Here is a 15,856-nt window from a genome sequence, read left to right on the forward strand (position 1 = left end):
TGTATTGGAATGAAGATCAGAGGAAGCGCGCGGGCTTACTCGATGATCCCCATGATGTCGCTTTCTTTCATCATCAGCAGCTCTTCGCCGTTGACCTGAACCTCAGTGCCCGACCATTTGCCGAACAGGATCTTGTCACCAGCTTTTACAGCCATTGCGATCAGTTCGCCGCTGTCCTTGCGTGCGCCTTCGCCGGTTGCAACGACTTCGCCTTCGCTGGGCTTTTCTTTTGCGCTGTCAGGAATGATCAGGCCGCCTGCGGTTTTCTCTTCGCTTTCGGTACGGCGAACCAGCACGCGGTCATGAAGCGGTTTCAATGCCATCTTTGCAGCTCCTTGGGCTCAAAGTTTGTTTATCCCCCCCGCCATCTGGCGAGGCGTTAGCACTCGACCCTTGCGAGTGATAACGACGAATAGCTAGGGGGTCTAAAACCCCGAGTCAACAAGCTGTGATGGATTTTTTGACAATCAGCCTCAGTCGGTCGTTTCCCAACTATAAGCCCAGTGTTTCAGACCCTCCTGTCCGGCTTCGGTCAGGGCGTAAATTCCCGTTTCAACCTTGTCGAACCAGCCATAGTGATTTTCCCGCATCAGACGGGTGGCCGCTGTAACGCCGGTCGCCTTGGCCACGTCCGATCCTTTGGTCGCACCACATTCGGCGAGATGCGCCGCGCATTTCAAAGCGTCCTGACGATAAGCCGTTACAATTCCATGTCGCGTAGCACCGCCCGCATTGGGATCGCCCTCCAGCCGGTCAAACTCACGCAGCAGCCGGGCGGCCTTGGCTTTGTTCTTACGTGGTGCGTAGGGGCCGGGATCGCACTGAACCTCGACAGCGCCATCAGAGCGTACGGTAATCAGCCCAAGACCCAGCCGCCTGCACAATGCCAGATTATCTTTCAGAGCCCGCCGCGCCGTACGGCCCTTGGGTTTGCAGACGCCGATATAAACCTGATCGGTCGCCTTGAGCCGCGTGATAGCCTGATGGAACAGTGCCAGAGAAAACCGCAGTTTCAGTTCGACAATCACGGGCTCTTCCCCGAGCCGAACGGCCACGATATCGGCTGCACCGACCTCGCCTTTCACGGTATAGCCCTGGCGCTCTAACAGCGCCTTGATCGGGGGATAAAGATCCTGCTCACGCTCCATATCCGCATGCTAGGCGAATTGTTGTGGAATGCCAGACACAGATGAGCCGAACAACACAGCAAGTTGCTTGAACCAACGCCTCGGCCACTGCAAGGTCACCTAAGAAACCCTTGCTGAGTATACTGGATGACTCTGATGCGACTGTTGTTCCTCTTCATTTCCTTGTTCCTGCCGGTCTGCGCCTATGCAGCTTGTGAAGGTCAGGATCTAAGAGCAGACTTAGCGCCCGAACTGCGGGCCGAAATCGAACACACGCTGGCTGAGACCCCCTTTCCCGAAGGCAACCACTGGATCGCAACCAAAGACGACACGGTGCTGCACCTGATCGGAACCCTTCACAGCAACGACCCGCGTATGGATACGGTGGTCGAACGTCTGACACCCACACTCAGCCAAGCTGACGCATTTTTCTTTGAAGTCACCGAAGATAAGTTGACGGCATTTGAAAAGACCCTGGCCAGCGACCTTAGCCCCGTTCTGATAACCTCGGGGCCGACTCTGATAGAAATGATGTCAGATAAGGACTGGGCCGCCCTTTCCGGCGGGCTGGCCGAACGCGGAATCCCCAGTTGGATGGCTGCAAAAATGCGTCCGTGGTTCCTCAGTATGATGCTGGGCATTCCACCCTGCATGATCCAGGACCCAACTGCCAAACACGGAATGGATGCGCGCCTGAGTGATCTGGCCGAAGAATATGGCATTCCACAATACTCGCTTGAAGAGATCGAAGATCTGATGACCATGTTCGATAGTCATCCCATCGAGAAACAAGTGCAGTCCCTTGTTCGAATGGCCGATGCGTTTGGGGGCAGCGAGGATCAGTTGGCGACGATGGCCAATGCCTATATCGAAGAACAGCACGCCGAGATCATTCAGTTGGCGCGCCTGCAGGGGCGCGATGCCTCGGGGCTGTCGCACGAGGTTTTCGACGAAGAGTGGGATGGGTTCGAACAGCGGCTTCTTGTCGAGCGAAACAATAACTGGATGAAACATATTCTGAACATCCAGGATCAGACTGCGGTGATCGCAGTGGGTGCCGGACATCTGGGAGGAGAACACGGTCTTCTGAACCAGTTGCAGCAAGCCGGTTATTCGCTGACGCGTGCGCCTTTCTGACCGAACGAACTAAAAATCAGACCAACCGTCGCAGCATGATCACTGCCGGGTGACAACCCCGGCAGAGCGCCCTATAAGGCGCGCAAATTTATCATCCTCAGGACGTTGACATGACAACCCTCGTATTTGGTCACAAATCCCCCGATACCGATTCCACCGGCTCTCCGATCCTGTGGTCGTGGTACCTGAACGAAATCAAAGGCGAACAGGCCGAGCCTGTGTTGCTGGGCGAACCCAACACCGAAGCCGCGTTCATGCTGCATCGCTGGGACCTGCCGAAGCCGCGCATCATCGACGATGTCGAAGCGGACGCGCCGGTTGTCATTGTTGACACCAACAACCCGGCCGAGTTGCCGGCCAACGTCAACAGCGCCGACATCCGCGCCATCATCGACCACCACAAGCTGGTCGGTGGTCTGGAAACCAAGGGCCCGATCGACATCACCGTGCGCCCGCTGGCCTGCACTGCGACCATCATGGTCGACCTGATGGGTGACGACGCCGCCAAGATGCCCGACGCCGTCAAGGGCGCTGCGCTGACCTGCATCCTGTCGGACACACTGGAATTCCGCTCGCCCACCACCACCGCGCATGACCGCGACGTGGCCGAGAAACTGGCTGCCGATCTGGGTCTGGACGTCTCGGCCTATGCCGCCGACATGTTCGCGGCGAAATCCGACGTCTCCTCGTTCTCGGACGCTGAACTGATCCGCATGGACAGCAAGGAATACGAAGTCGATGGCACCAAGTTCCGCGTCTCGGTTCTGGAAACCACCGCGCCGGGCGTCGTGCTGGACCGCAAAGCCAGCCTGGCGGGTTCGATGGTCGACGTCGCCAAGGAAGACGGCGTTGATCAGGTTCTGCTGTTCGTCGTCGACATCCTGAACGAAGAAGCCACCCTGCTGGTTCCCAATGATCTGGTGAAGGGCGTAGCCGAGAAAAGCTTTGGCGCAAGCGTCGACGGCGACGCCGTGGTCCTGCCCGGCATCATGAGCCGTAAAAAACAGATCATCCCGAACCTCAAAGTCTGATCTTCGGAACACTTCAGAATAAGGCGCCCCAAGTGGGCGCCTTTTTTCATTGCCTTCCAGGATTTGCTCGAACCACATCCGTTGTTAAGCTGGTTGACACAAGGGGTACCGGATCAAATCCAAAGTATGAGTACGCGTAAGTTAAGTATAACGCGCAGCATCCTGCGGTTCGAAGGCAGTGACAAAGCGGCCTATTGGCGGCGCTTTGCCATGCTGCTGACGCTGTCCGTCGTGATTGCCACAATGGGAATGTTGCGTAATTCCGGAGCTGTGGTCATCGCCGCGATGCTGGTGGCCCCGCTGATGACACCCATTCTTGGCGTAGCTGCCGCTATGGTCATGGGGTGGTTGGGCCGCGCGTTTAGCCTCGCGCTGATCGTCTGCGGCGCGGCCGTTCTGTGCGTTTTGCTCGCTTGGTGTCTGGTATATGTCGCCGACGTTCCGCGTGGCATCCTGATCCCCGACCAGGTTCTGGCCCGTACCGATCCAGGCACCGAAGACCTGATCGTCGCCCTAGCCGCAGGCGTGGCAGGTGCATATGTGCAGATCAACAGGTCCGAGGCCAGCCTGCTGCCCGGTGCGGCCATCGGCGTTTCACTGGTGCCCCCACTATCAGCCTCGGGCGTTCTGCTCTATTTCGGCGAACCGGCCGAAGCATACGAGGCAGGTTTGCTGTTCGCCACAAACCTGGGCGCGATCATCCTGTCCGCGTGTGCCGTCTATATCGTTTATGCAGCCCGCTCGGTCGTGTTCAGCAAGGGGCGCCGCAAACTGAACTTTACCGCCAGCGTTGTGGTGACATTGGCCTTTCTTGCCTTCGTCGTCCTTCAACTGGGCAAATCAACGTACAACCGTTACCTCGAAACCCGGACCGAGGCGCAGCTTGCACAAACCATCCGCGATTGGGCCGATCCCGTATCGGTCGAGATCATCCGTGTCGACGTGAACGCCAAAAACAAACATGCCGATATCTGGCTGATCGTCGACCTTCCCATCGAAGCGGCTTACAAAGTTTCTTCGATCGTGGGACTTCTGCCAGAAAGCCTGCGCGAGACACCTTTGGTTGACGTTCTGAGGGGGGAACTTGGACCGGGCTATCTGGTTGTTGTTCGTTTCCAGAACCGAATAGGTGCGCAGATCATTCTGGGCACCGACGCCGTTCAGCAAGCACCAGACGTACAAAAAATCACAGAAGAAAACTGACAGCAGCCGTATTTCAACGGCAATCCACTTTGCGGGATGGTCAAAACGCTCCAGCTTTGCGATAGCTGACGCAACTTCTCAATTTATTCCCCGAGGCCTTCAATGACCCAGATCATCCACGCCCTGTCCGAAGTTTCTGACCGTTATAAGGCTCTGTTCGTCGACCTTTGGGGCTGTGTTCATAACGGGATTACCGCCTTCCCGGAGGCCGTTGCCGCCCTCAAGGAATACCGCGCAAAGGGTGGAGTTGTGGTGCTGGTCACGAACTCTCCGAAACCCCGCGCGGGCGTGGCCGAGCAATTGGTTCACTTCAACGTTCCCGCCGACGCCTATGACACCATCGCCACCAGCGGCGACTCGGCACGCTCGGCGATGTTTCGGGGCGCGGTTGGTGAAAAGGTTTATTTCATGGGCGAATGGCAGCGGGATGCAGGCTTTTTTGAGCCGCTCAAGCTGCTGCACCAACCGATCCACATCGAACGTGTGCCTCTGGATGAGGCCGAAGGGATCGTCTGCTGTGGCCCGTTTGATCCTATGGCGGACCCGGCGGTGAACCGTCCGGATTTTCTGTACGCCAAACAGAAAGGCATGAAACTGCTCTGCGCCAATCCTGACATTGTGGTTGATCGCGGCGAGGTACGGGAATGGTGCGCCGGGGCGTTGGCAAAACTCTATACCGAAATGGGCGGAGAGAGCCTTTATTTCGGCAAGCCGCACCCGCCGATTTACGATCTGGCCCGGCGCCGGCTGCAGGAACTGGGTCACGATATCCCCGACGGCGACATTCTGGTGATCGGCGACGGCCCCCATACCGACATTCTGGGAGGCATGGGAGAGGGGATTGATTCTCTGTTCATATCGGGCGGATTGGCTGCCGCCGAAACCAAAACGTCGCACCATCCGCACCATGAATCTCTAACCGATTATATTGCAAGGGAAAACATCAATCCAACCTATACGATCGGCCGTCTGAGGTAAGCAGAAAATGCTTGATTTTCTGCGACTGCGAAGTAATAAAGTTGCCGAACACGGGCAACTTTGATTGTTTTGTTGCCCAATGAATCGAAGTGAGGGCGACATGTTGGACAATCTTCCGCGCGGCACGATCTGTATTGAAGACATCGAAATGGGCATGACCCGTCACCTGCGCAAAGTGGTGACAGATGAAGATATCGAGATGTTCGCGCAGGTGTCGACCGACCGGAATCCGGTGCATCTGGATGACGAATATGCCCGTGACACGATATTCGAAGGCCGCATCGCGCATGGCATGCTGACCGCCGGTCTGATCTCGGCTGTGATTGGTGAGCAATTGCCCGGTCACGGCACGGTTTATATGGGCCAGTCGCTGAAGTTCCTTGCCCCTGTCCGCCCTGGCGACATGGTTTATGCTGAGGTCAAGGTGATCGACATCGACTTCGCTAAGCGCCGGGTTAAACTGGATTGTCACTGCGCCGTTGATGGCAAGAAAGTTTTGATTGGCGAAGCGATGGTTCTTGCCCCGTCACGCAAATTCGACTGATTGGCGAAGCAACCCAAGCAAAGGCGCAGAACTTGTGCCTTTTGCTGTTAGCTCCCATAAAAATTACTGAATTCCATACGGTTTTCAAGTTGAGCGCGCACGATTTCGCCCCTTCAACGCCCCGGATTCTAGAATGATCTCCGAAACTACATGCTCACGCCTGTAAGCCATCACGTGAACACCAGAAACACCGGCGATATCCCGGATCTGCTGGATCAGTTCTATACAAATCTTTTTTCCCTCGTCACCAGGCTTTTCCGCCTTTTCCATCCGCTCAATGACCTGATCCGGGATGTGAATTCCAGGCACATTGCTGCGCATCCAGCGTGCCGCACGCGCCGAGGCGAGAGGACCTACACCAGCAATAATGAAAACTTTTTTGTCCAGACCGGCATCCCGCACCCGAGCCATGAATTTCTCAAATAACGGAATGTCGTAGATATAGTTGGTCTGAATATATTCGGCACCTGCTTCAACCTTCTTTGCCAGCCGGTCCGGACGCCAGTCATAAGGTGGTATGCAAGGATTTTCCGCCGCCCCAAGAAACAACTGAGGCGCGCGGGTGATCTTACGGCCAGAAAGAAACGTTCCCTGATCGCGCATTGTGCGGATTGTACGCAACAAAGTCAGGGAATCGAAGTCGAACACCGGCTTTGCCCCCGGCTGATCCCCTACACCTACGCCGTCACCGGTCAAACAAAGCACATTGCTCACACCCAACGCCGCGGCACCTAACACGTCGCCCTGAATTGCGATCCGGTTTCGATCTCGGCAAGAAATCTGATAGACGGGAGAATAGCCCGCACGCGTAAGCAACGCACAAATTCCGATGGAAGACATATGGCAATTGGCACCTGAAGCATCAGTTGCATTGATAGCGTCGGCTACTTCACCAAGCGGCTGAGCCGCCTGAAAGACGTCCTCGGGGTCCGCGCTGTCGGGTGGGTTCAACTCTGCCGTAACCGCGAAACGACCCGAGCGCAAAACTCTCTCCAAACGACTGTGCGACACATATCCTTCGGGAACGGGAACGTAGCCGATCGGCTCGATCTCGCTGCGGGGGGCGTCGTTCATTTCTTCAGCTCCCGATTCACGGCGTTGGGCGGCTCGGCGGCCAGAGGTGCCGCTGAGGGTTCATTCTCGCGCGCCTCTGGGAACGCTTGCGCCAGGGTCACTCGCGCGGCGTCACGGGCTTCGCGTTCATGTGCAGCAATCTCTCGGCTGACGCGCAACCAGGATGAAGATCCGCGTAACGTATGTTCCACCGGCGGCAAGACTTCTTTGATCTTGTCGCCTCCGTCACGCATGCGGCTCGCCCCATCCCACGCCAATGCCCAGACACATTTCATGTCTGGCTTTACCTCGCAGAATCCACCGGGACGTACGCCGCCACACGGGCCATTACGCAATTGCTTTGGGCAATTCATCGGACAGGACATGCCGGTAGAAGACAACACGCATTGCCCACACATCTTGCAGTCAAACAGCAGGGTTTTGACGCCTTTCTCGACCAGCGCGATCGGACGTTCGACGCGGTTGTAACCGATCTTAGCAAAGACCGGGTCCATAGCGACCATGCCGCGTTCGACACATTTGTAAATCCACTCGAAAGTGCGGGCATGGCGGATCGCGAACAATCGCAATCGATACATGGGTCTGCCTCCTGTGCTGGGTTCATGTGAACCTGGCCGGGCCTCGATCCGGATCGCAGCAATTTCTGAAAACCGGGTATGTAGTCTACACTTAAGTTTTTTTTCGAATCAAGCTGTTGTCCGCAATCAGCGTGTTTTGCTTGATATCACCGCCAGCATTATCCGGCATATTGGTCAGTTTAGCGTTATTTTGTCGGGTCGCGTTCTTCAAATTCAAACTGCAGCTTGAACAAATTGACTCGCGCCGCTACGCACTCGCCTATGCGCATCATCCGGGATTTCCAATTTACCGAACCTGAAGACCGCGGCGCCAGTGTGGCGATCGGGAATTTTGACGGCGTTCACGTCGGTCACCAGTCGGTGATCGAACTGGCGCGTAGTGCTGCCCCGGACGCGCCGTTGGGTGTGCTAACTTTCGAGCCGCATCCGCGTGAATATTTCGCCCCCGATGCCCCACCCTTTCGCCTGATGCGCAGCAATGCGCGGGCGCACCGACTTGAGAAGCTTGGGGTTCAACAACTCTATGAACTGCCTTTCAACGCGGCCTTGGCAGGGCTGACCCCGGCGGAATTCGCGCGCGACGTGATCTGCGACGGGCTGGGTATCTCGCATGTGGTCGTTGGGTCCGATTTCTGTTTCGGCAAGGGCCGCAGCGGAACGGCGGAAGACATGGTCCGTTTTGGGCAACAAATGGGCTTTGGCGTCACCATCGCGCCACTGATGGAACGGTCCGAGAATGTGGTCTCTTCAACGGCGATCCGCACTGCATTGACCGAAGGCCGCCCCCGCAATGCAGCCGCGATGCTGGGCCATTGGCACCGGATCGAGGGCGAAGTGATCGGCGGCGAACAACGCGGGCGCGATTTGGGTTTCCCCACTGCGAATATGTCCATCGAAGGGCTGCACCCACCGAAATTCGGCGTCTACGCTGTGCTGGTTGATGTATTGGATGGGCCGCACGAAGGCAGCTATCACGGCGCTGCGTCCGTTGGCACCCGACCGATGTTCAACGGAGAGGTGCCCAATATCGAAACCTTCCTGTTCGACTTCTCGGGCGATCTATATGGCGCAACCTTGTCGGTTGGACTGGTCGAATACTTGCGCCCCGAGATGACATTTGACGGGCTGGATGGTCTTATCACGCAAATGGATGCCGATTGCGACAAGGCCCGCGCCCTGTTGGCAGCGTTATGACGACCGACCCGATTGATCGCAACGGCCTGAGCCCCCGGTTCTGGGAGCGTAAACCGCTGACCAAAATGAATCAGCGCGAATGGGAGGCGTTGTGTGACGGCTGCGGCAAATGCTGCCTGAACAAGCTGGAAGACGAAGACACCGGCGAGGTCGCACTGACTTGCGTTGCCTGCCGCCTGCTGGACGATGAGAGTTGCCGCTGCACGCAATACGATATCCGCCATCAATTTGTGCCGGAATGTATCGTGATGAAGCCTGACAACATCGACGACCACGCCTACTGGCTGCCGCAGACTTGTGCCTATCGGCTGTTGTGGGAAGGGAAACCTCTTTACGACTGGCACCCTTTGATATCTGGTACGCCGGACAGCGTGCACGCCGCGGGCGTTTCGGTTCAGGGGCGCACAGTGTCCGAGTTCGAGACACCCATGGAAGAATGGGAAGACTATATTATCGAGGAGCCCAACTGATGTACTTCGCTTCTGACAATTCCGGTCCGGTTCACCCAAATGTCATGGCCGCGTTGAACGAAGCCAATCAAGGGTATCAGATGGCCTATGGGGCCGATACGCTGATGAACGAGGTACGGGATCGCATCCGCGGTATCTTTGAGGCTCCGGGCGCGGCGGTTTATCTGGTGGCGACTGGCACTGCGGCGAATTCGCTGGCATTGGCAACGCTGTCGAACCCGTGGGATACCGTGTTTTGCTCTCCCGTGGCCCATATCCACGAAGATGAGTGCAACGCGCCGGAATTCTATAGCGGCGCTAAGCTGACCCTGGTGCCCGGCGGCGACAAGATGGAGCCTGTGGCTCTGCGTCGCTCGATTCTGGCCGAAGAGACCCGTGGCGTGCACGGCCCGCAGCGTGGCCCTGTTTCGATCACTCAAGTAACCGAGCGCGGCTCGGTCTACACGTTGGAAGAACTGCAAACACTATGCGGCGTAGCCAAGGAATATGGTCTGCCTGTTCATCTGGACGGTGCGCGCTTTACCAACGCATTGGTGGCGCTGAACTGCTCTCCGGCTGATATGACCTGGAAAGCGGGTGTCGATGTGGTCAGTTTTGGCGGCACCAAGAACGGCTTGATGGGCGTTGAGGCCGTCGTTTTCTTTGACGAATCCAAAGCCTGGGAGTTTGAGCTGCGCCGCAAACGCGGCGCGCATCTGTTCTCGAAGCACCGCTACCTGTCGGCCCAGATGGCGGCCTATTTACAGGACGACTTGTGGCTGCAATTGGCGCGTCAGGCCAATGCCAATTGTGCCCGTCTGGCCGATGGACTGCGCGCCAAAGGTGCCTCGTTCCTGCACGAACCGCATGCCAACATGATCTTTGCCCAGTTTTCCCGCGCCCGGCACAAGCAACTACACGAGGCCGGGGCTGTCTATCACCTCTGGGGGGCCGAGTTGGACGGCGCGAATGATGACGAGATACTTGCCTGCCGTCTTGTCTGCGATTGGTCTATCAGCGCAGATGAAATCGACCGGTTCCTCGCCCTGCTTTAGGCGCCCTTCATCTCGGTCAGGTGCCGGTCCAGATCGTCAAGACGATCCTGTCCCCAGAACCTTTGATCATCTTCGGTGATATAGAACGGCGCGCCGAAAACACCGCGGTCAACGGCCTCTTCCAGATTGGCGGCATAAGTCTCGGCTCCGACCAACAGGCCGCTATCGGCAAGGTTCGGATCAAACCCAGCTTGCGTCAGGCAATCGCGGATCACATCGTCCTGCGCGATGTCCTTTTCTTCGGCCCAGCAGGCTCGTAGGAGGGAATGAACCAGCTTCCCCACATCTCCTGCACCGTCTTTCGATGCAGCGATCACCGCGTAAGAGGACGGCGCGGCATTGGTCGGCCAATGCGCCGGTTGCAGATTGAACGCCATTCCCAGGTTTCTTGACTGGCGCAGCAGTTCCTGTACTCGGTATTCGACGCGCGACTTATGCCGATCTTTCGGGGGTGTTCCACCCGTGCGCCCGAACAGCGACATGATGTCCAGCGGTTTGTAGTTGATCGTTGCACCATGCTTGGCCGCAATCTCCTCAAGCCGGTTGCCCGCCAGATACGTGTATGGCGAGATTGTCGCAAAAAAGTAGTCAATATCGGCCATGTGCACTTTCTCCACTGCGTTATCTTTGCTGGACGGTAAGGCCATGCTAAGCGGTGTCAACATCACGAATCTGTCACATTCTGCCATTGCTGCCCGGGGACCTCAGCCGATGCCGACACTCAACGAACCCAAGCTTATCGCTGGGAACGCCAATCTTCCGCTTGCCGAATCCATTGCTCGCCGAATGAGCCTGTATCGCGGTGTCGATCAGGGTCTGGTCGATGCGCGGGTCGAACGGTTCAATGACGGCGAGATTTTCGTCGAAGTGTTCGAAAACGTCCGGGGCGAGGACATGTTCATTGTCCAGCCAACCTCGAACCCCGCCAATGACAACCTGATGGAACTGCTGATCATCGCCGATGCACTGCGTCGGTCTTCGGCCCAGCGGATCACCGCAGTCATCCCCTATTTTGGCTATGCCCGTCAGGACCGCCGCACAAAGGCCCGTACGCCTATTTCCGCCAAACTGGTCGCCAACATGCTGACCGGCGCCGGGATCGAGCGCGTTCTGACCATGGACCTGCACGCCGCCCAGATTCAGGGTTTCTTCGATATTCCGGTCGACAACCTCTATGCTTCGCCGGTCTTTGCCCTTGATGTGAAACATCAGTTTAAGGACAGACTGGACGAAATCATGGTTGTTTCACCGGATGTTGGCGGCGTGGCACGTGCCCGTGAGCTTGCCAAACGGATAAATGCCCCCTTGTCGATCGTCGACAAACGTCGCGAAAAGGCGGGCGAAGTGGCCGAGATGACTGTGATTGGCGACGTTAAAGACAAGATCTGCCTGATCGTGGACGACATGTGTGACACTGCTGGCACTTTGTGCAAAGCGGCGCAGGTTCTGATGGATAATGGCGCGAAAGAGGTCCACTCCTACATCACTCACGGCGTCATGAGCGGCCCTGCGGTCGAGCGTGTGACGAACTCGGTTATGAAATCCCTGGTGCTGACCGACACGATCCAACCGACGCCCGAGATCAACAAAGCCAAGAACATCCGGATCGTGCCGACGGCACCGATCTTTACACAGGCAATCCTGAACATCTGGAACGGCACCAGCGTGTCGTCCCTGTTCGAGGACAAGACCCTGACCCCGATCTACGAATCCATGTACCACATGGATTAAGTCTGATGGGCGGCCCAGTGGGTCGCCCTTTTACGCTCACACACAAAAGCAGGACCTTTTCGTGACCTCTTCAAAACGCATCGTCCTCTCAAGCGACCACGCAGCCATTGAACTGCGCCAGGCTATAGCCAACCACATTGCCGCACAGGGCTGGGACGTGGTCGATATCGGCCCAACCACACCGGAAAGCACGCACTACCCTCTGCACGGTAAAGCCGCGGCCGAGGCGGTGGCCTCAGGTGATTGCGCGCTTGGGATCATTCTGTGCGGCACTGGTCAGGGCATTATGATGGCCGCCAACAAAGTGCCCGGCATCCGCTGTGGCGTGTGCTCGGACACCTTCTCGGCTCGGATGATCCGTCAGCACAACGACGCCAACATGCTGTCCATCGGCGCGCGCGTTATCGGTGAAGGAACGGCACTTGATATCGTCGATGCGTTTTTGAGCGCCGAATTCGAAGGTGGCCGCCACGCAACTCGCGTGGATATGATTGAAGCGTAAAACGGCGGACGCCTCGTCTAGCGCGTCGCTGCTGGCGCGCTAGAATACATGCCAGTCATCCTCGTGGCTGATCTCTCCAATTGCGGTCCAGTTCACCCGGGTCCGGGCAATACGCGTGTCAGACCAGGTTCGGAAGACCGCAATAAATCCTTCAGGTGTGATGTCACAAGTTGCCACTTCGGCGCGCAGCACCGAGGACGTATCCACATCCCACAGTGATACGCCGATTTGAACAACGGGCGCCGAGCGGAACGGTTGGCTGAATGTGATGGTTGAACGCCGCTCACGCGGGCCCTCACCTGTCCACATATCCCCGCCATCAGCAAAATCGGAAAATAGCACTGCCTCGCCTTGGTCAATACCAATCGGGTGGGTTCGAAATGTCTTCATTCTGATATCTTTGTCTAATTATCCAATACACTTACCCTGCGCCTTCGGCAAAATCACGACAAAAAACGGCCCCGCGCTGGCGGAGCCGTTTTTTTCTTTAGCATTTACTGAGCCTTACAGGCTCATATGCGTTCCAAGGGCTTCCATATCGGCCAGCAGCTTGGCGGCGTCGTCAACGATGGTTTGGTCATCGCCTTCCTTTGCCGCCTCGTGCGAGGCGCGGGCCTCGGCGATCAGGTCGTCCAGATGCGACCGGGTTACTTCGGCAACCGGAATGGCCTTTTCAGCCAGAACCGACAGGCTATCGCCGTTGATCTGGGCAAACCCTCCGGTGACCAGGTATTCGCTGGCCCCTTCGGGTGCCTCGACCTTTAGGATGCCCGGGCGCAGCGTGGTGATGGTGGGGGCATGATCCGGCATCGCAGTCATGTCCCCGTCCGCGCCGGGAATCTGGACCGCGGTGGCCTCAAGCGAAGCAAGGCTCCGCTCGGGGCTGACGAGGTCGAATTGCATCGTGTTTGCCATCAGGGATACTCCTTAGGCGGCTTCTGCTGCCATCTTCTCGGCTTTCGCGATCACTTCTTCGATGCCGCCAACCATCAGGAAGGCCGCTTCGGGCAGGTGATCGTATTCGCCAGCCACAACGGCCTTGAACGACGAGATGGTGACATCCAGAGGAACCTGAACACCGGGCGAACCGGTGAAGACTTCGGCCACGTCGAACGGCTGCGACAGGAAGCGTTCGATCTTACGAGCGCGGGCCACGGTCAGTTTGTCCTCTTCCGACAGTTCGTCCATGCCAAGGATGGCGATGATGTCCTGCAGCGACTTGTAGCGCTGGAGGATCTGCTGAACGTCGGTCGCAACCTTGTAGTGCTCTTCACCAACGATAGCCGGATCCAGCAGACGCGAGGTCGAGTCAAGCGGGTCAACCGCAGGGTAAATACCCTTTTCCGAGATCGCACGGTTAAGAACGGTGGTCGCGTCCAGGTGCGCAAACGAGGTTGCCGGCGCGGGGTCGGTCAAGTCGTCCGCAGGCACGTAGATCGCCTGCACCGAGGTGATCGAGCCCGACTTGGTCGAGGTGATGCGTTCCTGCAGGGCGCCCATGTCGGTGGCCAGTGTCGGCTGATAGCCCACAGCGGAAGGAATACGACCCAGCAGAGCCGAAACCTCGGAACCCGCCTGCGTGAAGCGGAAGATGTTGTCGACGAAGAACAGAACGTCGGTACCGGACTGGTCGCGGAACTGCTCGGCCAGGGTCAGACCGGTCAGAGCAACACGTGCACGGGCTCCCGGAGGTTCGTTCATCTGACCGTAAACCAGGGCCACCTGCGATTCCGACAGGTTGTCCGGTTTAATAACGTTCGATTCGATCATCTCGTGGTACAGGTCGTTCCCTTCACGGGTCCGTTCACCAACACCCGCGAACACCGAGAAGCCCGAGTGTACTTTTGCGATGTTGTTGATCAGTTCCATGATCAGAACGGTTTTACCAACGCCGGCACCGCCGAACAGGCCGATCTTACCGCCTTTGGCATAGGGGGCCAGCAGGTCAACAACCTTGATGCCGGTCACCAGAACTTCCGATTCAGTCGACTGTTCGTCGAAGGTCGGCGCAGGCTGGTGGATCGCACGGGCCTCAGAAGCTTCGACCGGGCCTTTTTCGTCGATCGGCTCGCCGACAACGTTCAGGATGCGGCCCAAGGTTGCGTTGCCAACCGGAACCGAGATCGGTGCGCCGGTGTCGGTGACGGCCTCGCCACGGACCAGACCTTCGGTCGCGTCCATCGCGATGGTGCGGACAGTGTTTTCACCCAGGTGCTGAGCAACTTCCAACACCAGGCGCTTGCCGTTGTTGGTGGTTTCCAGCGCGTTCAGAATTTCAGGCAGCTGATCTTCGAAGTGCACGTCGACGACGGCCCCGATGATCTGTGTGACTTTGCCTTTTGCATTCGCCATGTTTCGTCTCCGGTTTTCTTACAGCGCTTCGGCGCCGGAAATAATTTCAATCAGCTCGTTGGTGATCACGGCCTGACGCGAGCGGTTGAACTGGATCGTCAGCTTATCGATCATCTCACCCGCGTTGCGTGTAGCGTTGTCCATCGCGGACATCCGTGCACCCTGTTCAGACGCTCCGTTTTCGAGCAGAGCCGAGAAGATCGCGGTCGCAACCCCCTTGGGCAGCAGGTCGGCCAGAATGGCCTCTTCGCTGGGCTCGTAGTCGAATACCGCACCGCTGTCGTCACCCTCGGTGTCCTCGAACGAGGCGGGGATGACCTGCTGTGCCGTCGGGATCTGGGTCACAACGTTGACGAACTTCGAGTAGAAGATCGTGGCAACGTCGAACTCACCCCCGTCAAAGCGGGACAGGACGTCCTTGGCGATGTCTTGCGCGTTGATATAGCCAATGCGCTTGACCTCGCTCAGGTCGATATGCCCAACAAACAGATCGCCAAAATCACGCTTGAGCGCGTCGCGGCCTTTCTTGCCGACGGTCAGAACCTTGACCGTCTTGCCTTTGCCGCGCAGCTCTTCCGCTTTGGCGCGGGCGAGCTTGGCGATGTTCGCATTGAAGCCGCCGCACAGGCCGCGTTCAGCTGTCATCACAACCAGCAGATGCACATCATCACTGCCCGTACCACGGAGCAGTTTGGGGGCGCTGTCGCTGCCCCCGACCGAAGCCGCCAGCCCCGCCATCACGGCATTGAACCGCTCGGCATAGGGGCGCGAGGCTTCGGCAGATTCCTGGGCGCGGCGCAGTTTAGCGGCCGCGACCATCTGCATGGCCTTGGTGATCTTGCGGGTCGATTTGACCGACTCGATCCTGTTTTTAAGGTCCTTCAGACTAGGCATCGGAACC

Annotated in this window: 19 protein-coding genes; 10 read left to right on the forward strand and 9 right to left on the reverse strand. The window is 57.6% G+C overall.

Going from position 1 to position 15,856, the window contains the following annotated elements:
* Window positions 1-35 precede the first annotated feature (35 nt).
* On the reverse strand, window positions 36-323 hold the full coding sequence (gene groES / locus ACR0LN_RS16760) for a co-chaperone GroES (protein ID WP_039523824.1): 288 nt from the start codon (window positions 321-323) through the stop codon (window positions 36-38).
* Window positions 324-473: 150 nt separating this feature from the next.
* Entirely contained in the window at window positions 474-1,148 is a 675-nt protein-coding gene (locus tag ACR0LN_RS16765) for a DUF2161 domain-containing phosphodiesterase (RefSeq protein WP_480431224.1), read from the reverse strand.
* A gap of 135 nt (window positions 1,149-1,283) precedes the next feature.
* On the opposite strand from ACR0LN_RS16765, the gene ACR0LN_RS16770 reads away from it, so the two are divergent.
* From ACR0LN_RS16770 to ACR0LN_RS16790, 5 genes are all read left to right on the forward strand, one after another.
* Window positions 1,284-2,264 carry a TraB/GumN family protein gene (locus tag ACR0LN_RS16770; RefSeq protein ID WP_480431226.1) on the forward strand — a complete coding sequence of 327 codons (981 nt, stop codon included), beginning with the start codon at window positions 1,284-1,286 and terminating at the stop codon, window positions 2,262-2,264.
* A 110-nt stretch (window positions 2,265-2,374) separates the two neighbouring features.
* The gene (locus ACR0LN_RS16775; RefSeq protein WP_480431228.1) at window positions 2,375-3,295 is read left to right on the forward strand and encodes a manganese-dependent inorganic pyrophosphatase; all 921 of its coding nucleotides are present in this window, start codon (window positions 2,375-2,377) and stop codon (window positions 3,293-3,295) included.
* A gap of 126 nt (window positions 3,296-3,421) precedes the next feature.
* Complete coding sequence (locus ACR0LN_RS16780) at window positions 3,422-4,498, forward strand: DUF389 domain-containing protein (protein ID WP_480431230.1); 1,077 nt, start codon at window positions 3,422-3,424, stop codon at window positions 4,496-4,498.
* A gap of 102 nt (window positions 4,499-4,600) precedes the next feature.
* Window positions 4,601-5,476 carry an HAD family hydrolase gene (locus ACR0LN_RS16785; protein WP_480431231.1) on the forward strand — a complete coding sequence of 292 codons (876 nt, stop codon included), beginning with the start codon at window positions 4,601-4,603 and terminating at the stop codon, window positions 5,474-5,476.
* Between the two features lie 100 nt (window positions 5,477-5,576).
* The gene (locus ACR0LN_RS16790; protein WP_480431234.1) at window positions 5,577-6,020 is read left to right on the forward strand and encodes a MaoC family dehydratase; all 444 of its coding nucleotides are present in this window, start codon (window positions 5,577-5,579) and stop codon (window positions 6,018-6,020) included.
* A gap of 84 nt (window positions 6,021-6,104) precedes the next feature.
* Here the strand turns inward: ACR0LN_RS16790 and ACR0LN_RS16795 are convergent, their stop codons facing one another.
* Window positions 6,105-7,094 carry a methylenetetrahydrofolate reductase gene (locus tag ACR0LN_RS16795; RefSeq protein WP_480431235.1) on the reverse strand — a complete coding sequence of 330 codons (990 nt, stop codon included), beginning with the start codon at window positions 7,092-7,094 and terminating at the stop codon, window positions 6,105-6,107.
* Window positions 7,091-7,672 carry a methylenetetrahydrofolate reductase C-terminal domain-containing protein gene (locus tag ACR0LN_RS16800; protein WP_480431237.1) on the reverse strand — a complete coding sequence of 194 codons (582 nt, stop codon included), beginning with the start codon at window positions 7,670-7,672 and terminating at the stop codon, window positions 7,091-7,093. The genes ACR0LN_RS16795 and ACR0LN_RS16800 overlap by 4 nt, the downstream gene beginning before the upstream one ends.
* Window positions 7,673-7,933: 261 nt before the next feature.
* Here ACR0LN_RS16800 and ACR0LN_RS16805 point away from each other — a divergent pair, with 261 nt between their 5' ends.
* Genes ACR0LN_RS16805 through ACR0LN_RS16815 form a run of 3 tightly spaced genes read left to right on the forward strand, consistent with a single transcriptional unit; the run spans window position 7,934 to window position 10,370 of the window.
* Entirely contained in the window at window positions 7,934-8,866 is a 933-nt protein-coding gene (locus tag ACR0LN_RS16805; protein ID WP_480431239.1) for a bifunctional riboflavin kinase/FAD synthetase, read from the forward strand.
* Window positions 8,863-9,336 carry a YcgN family cysteine cluster protein gene (locus tag ACR0LN_RS16810; protein WP_480431240.1) on the forward strand — a complete coding sequence of 158 codons (474 nt, stop codon included), beginning with the start codon at window positions 8,863-8,865 and terminating at the stop codon, window positions 9,334-9,336. Before ACR0LN_RS16805 ends, ACR0LN_RS16810 begins: the two co-directional genes overlap by 4 nt.
* Window positions 9,336-10,370 carry a threonine aldolase family protein gene (locus tag ACR0LN_RS16815; RefSeq protein ID WP_480431242.1) on the forward strand — a complete coding sequence of 345 codons (1,035 nt, stop codon included), beginning with the start codon at window positions 9,336-9,338 and terminating at the stop codon, window positions 10,368-10,370. Before ACR0LN_RS16810 ends, ACR0LN_RS16815 begins: the two co-directional genes overlap by 1 nt.
* Here ACR0LN_RS16815 and ACR0LN_RS16820 read toward each other — a convergent pair.
* Window positions 10,367-10,972 (reverse strand): DsbA family protein, encoded by a 606-nt coding sequence (locus ACR0LN_RS16820; protein ID WP_480431244.1) that lies wholly within the window; start codon window positions 10,970-10,972, stop codon window positions 10,367-10,369. The genes ACR0LN_RS16815 and ACR0LN_RS16820 overlap by 4 nt on opposite strands.
* Window positions 10,973-11,081: 109 nt before the next feature.
* Here ACR0LN_RS16820 and ACR0LN_RS16825 point away from each other — a divergent pair, with 109 nt between their 5' ends.
* Together ACR0LN_RS16825 and rpiB are read left to right on the forward strand one after the other, a co-directional pair.
* On the forward strand, window positions 11,082-12,101 hold the full coding sequence (locus ACR0LN_RS16825) for a ribose-phosphate pyrophosphokinase (RefSeq protein WP_480431246.1): 1,020 nt from the start codon (window positions 11,082-11,084) through the stop codon (window positions 12,099-12,101).
* A gap of 61 nt (window positions 12,102-12,162) precedes the next feature.
* The gene (rpiB, locus tag ACR0LN_RS16830) at window positions 12,163-12,603 is read left to right on the forward strand and encodes a ribose 5-phosphate isomerase B (protein WP_480431247.1); all 441 of its coding nucleotides are present in this window, start codon (window positions 12,163-12,165) and stop codon (window positions 12,601-12,603) included.
* A 39-nt stretch (window positions 12,604-12,642) separates the two neighbouring features.
* Here the strand turns inward: rpiB and ACR0LN_RS16835 are convergent, their stop codons facing one another.
* From ACR0LN_RS16835 to ACR0LN_RS16850, 4 genes are all read right to left on the reverse strand, one after another.
* The gene (locus ACR0LN_RS16835; protein ID WP_480431250.1) at window positions 12,643-12,993 is read right to left on the reverse strand and encodes an H-type lectin domain-containing protein; all 351 of its coding nucleotides are present in this window, start codon (window positions 12,991-12,993) and stop codon (window positions 12,643-12,645) included.
* A 114-nt stretch (window positions 12,994-13,107) separates the two neighbouring features.
* Window positions 13,108-13,518, reverse strand: coding sequence for a F0F1 ATP synthase subunit epsilon (locus tag ACR0LN_RS16840; protein WP_480431253.1), 411 nt, complete (start codon window positions 13,516-13,518; stop codon window positions 13,108-13,110).
* Window positions 13,519-13,530: 12 nt separating this feature from the next.
* Window positions 13,531-14,955 carry a F0F1 ATP synthase subunit beta gene (atpD, locus tag ACR0LN_RS16845; protein ID WP_480431255.1) on the reverse strand — a complete coding sequence of 475 codons (1,425 nt, stop codon included), beginning with the start codon at window positions 14,953-14,955 and terminating at the stop codon, window positions 13,531-13,533.
* Between the two features lie 18 nt (window positions 14,956-14,973).
* Window positions 14,974-15,849, reverse strand: a complete 876-nt coding sequence (locus ACR0LN_RS16850) for a F0F1 ATP synthase subunit gamma (RefSeq protein ID WP_480431258.1) — start codon at window positions 15,847-15,849, stop codon at window positions 14,974-14,976.
* Window positions 15,850-15,856 lie beyond the last annotated feature (7 nt).

The organism is Ruegeria sp. AA6 (genome assembly GCF_056542865.1).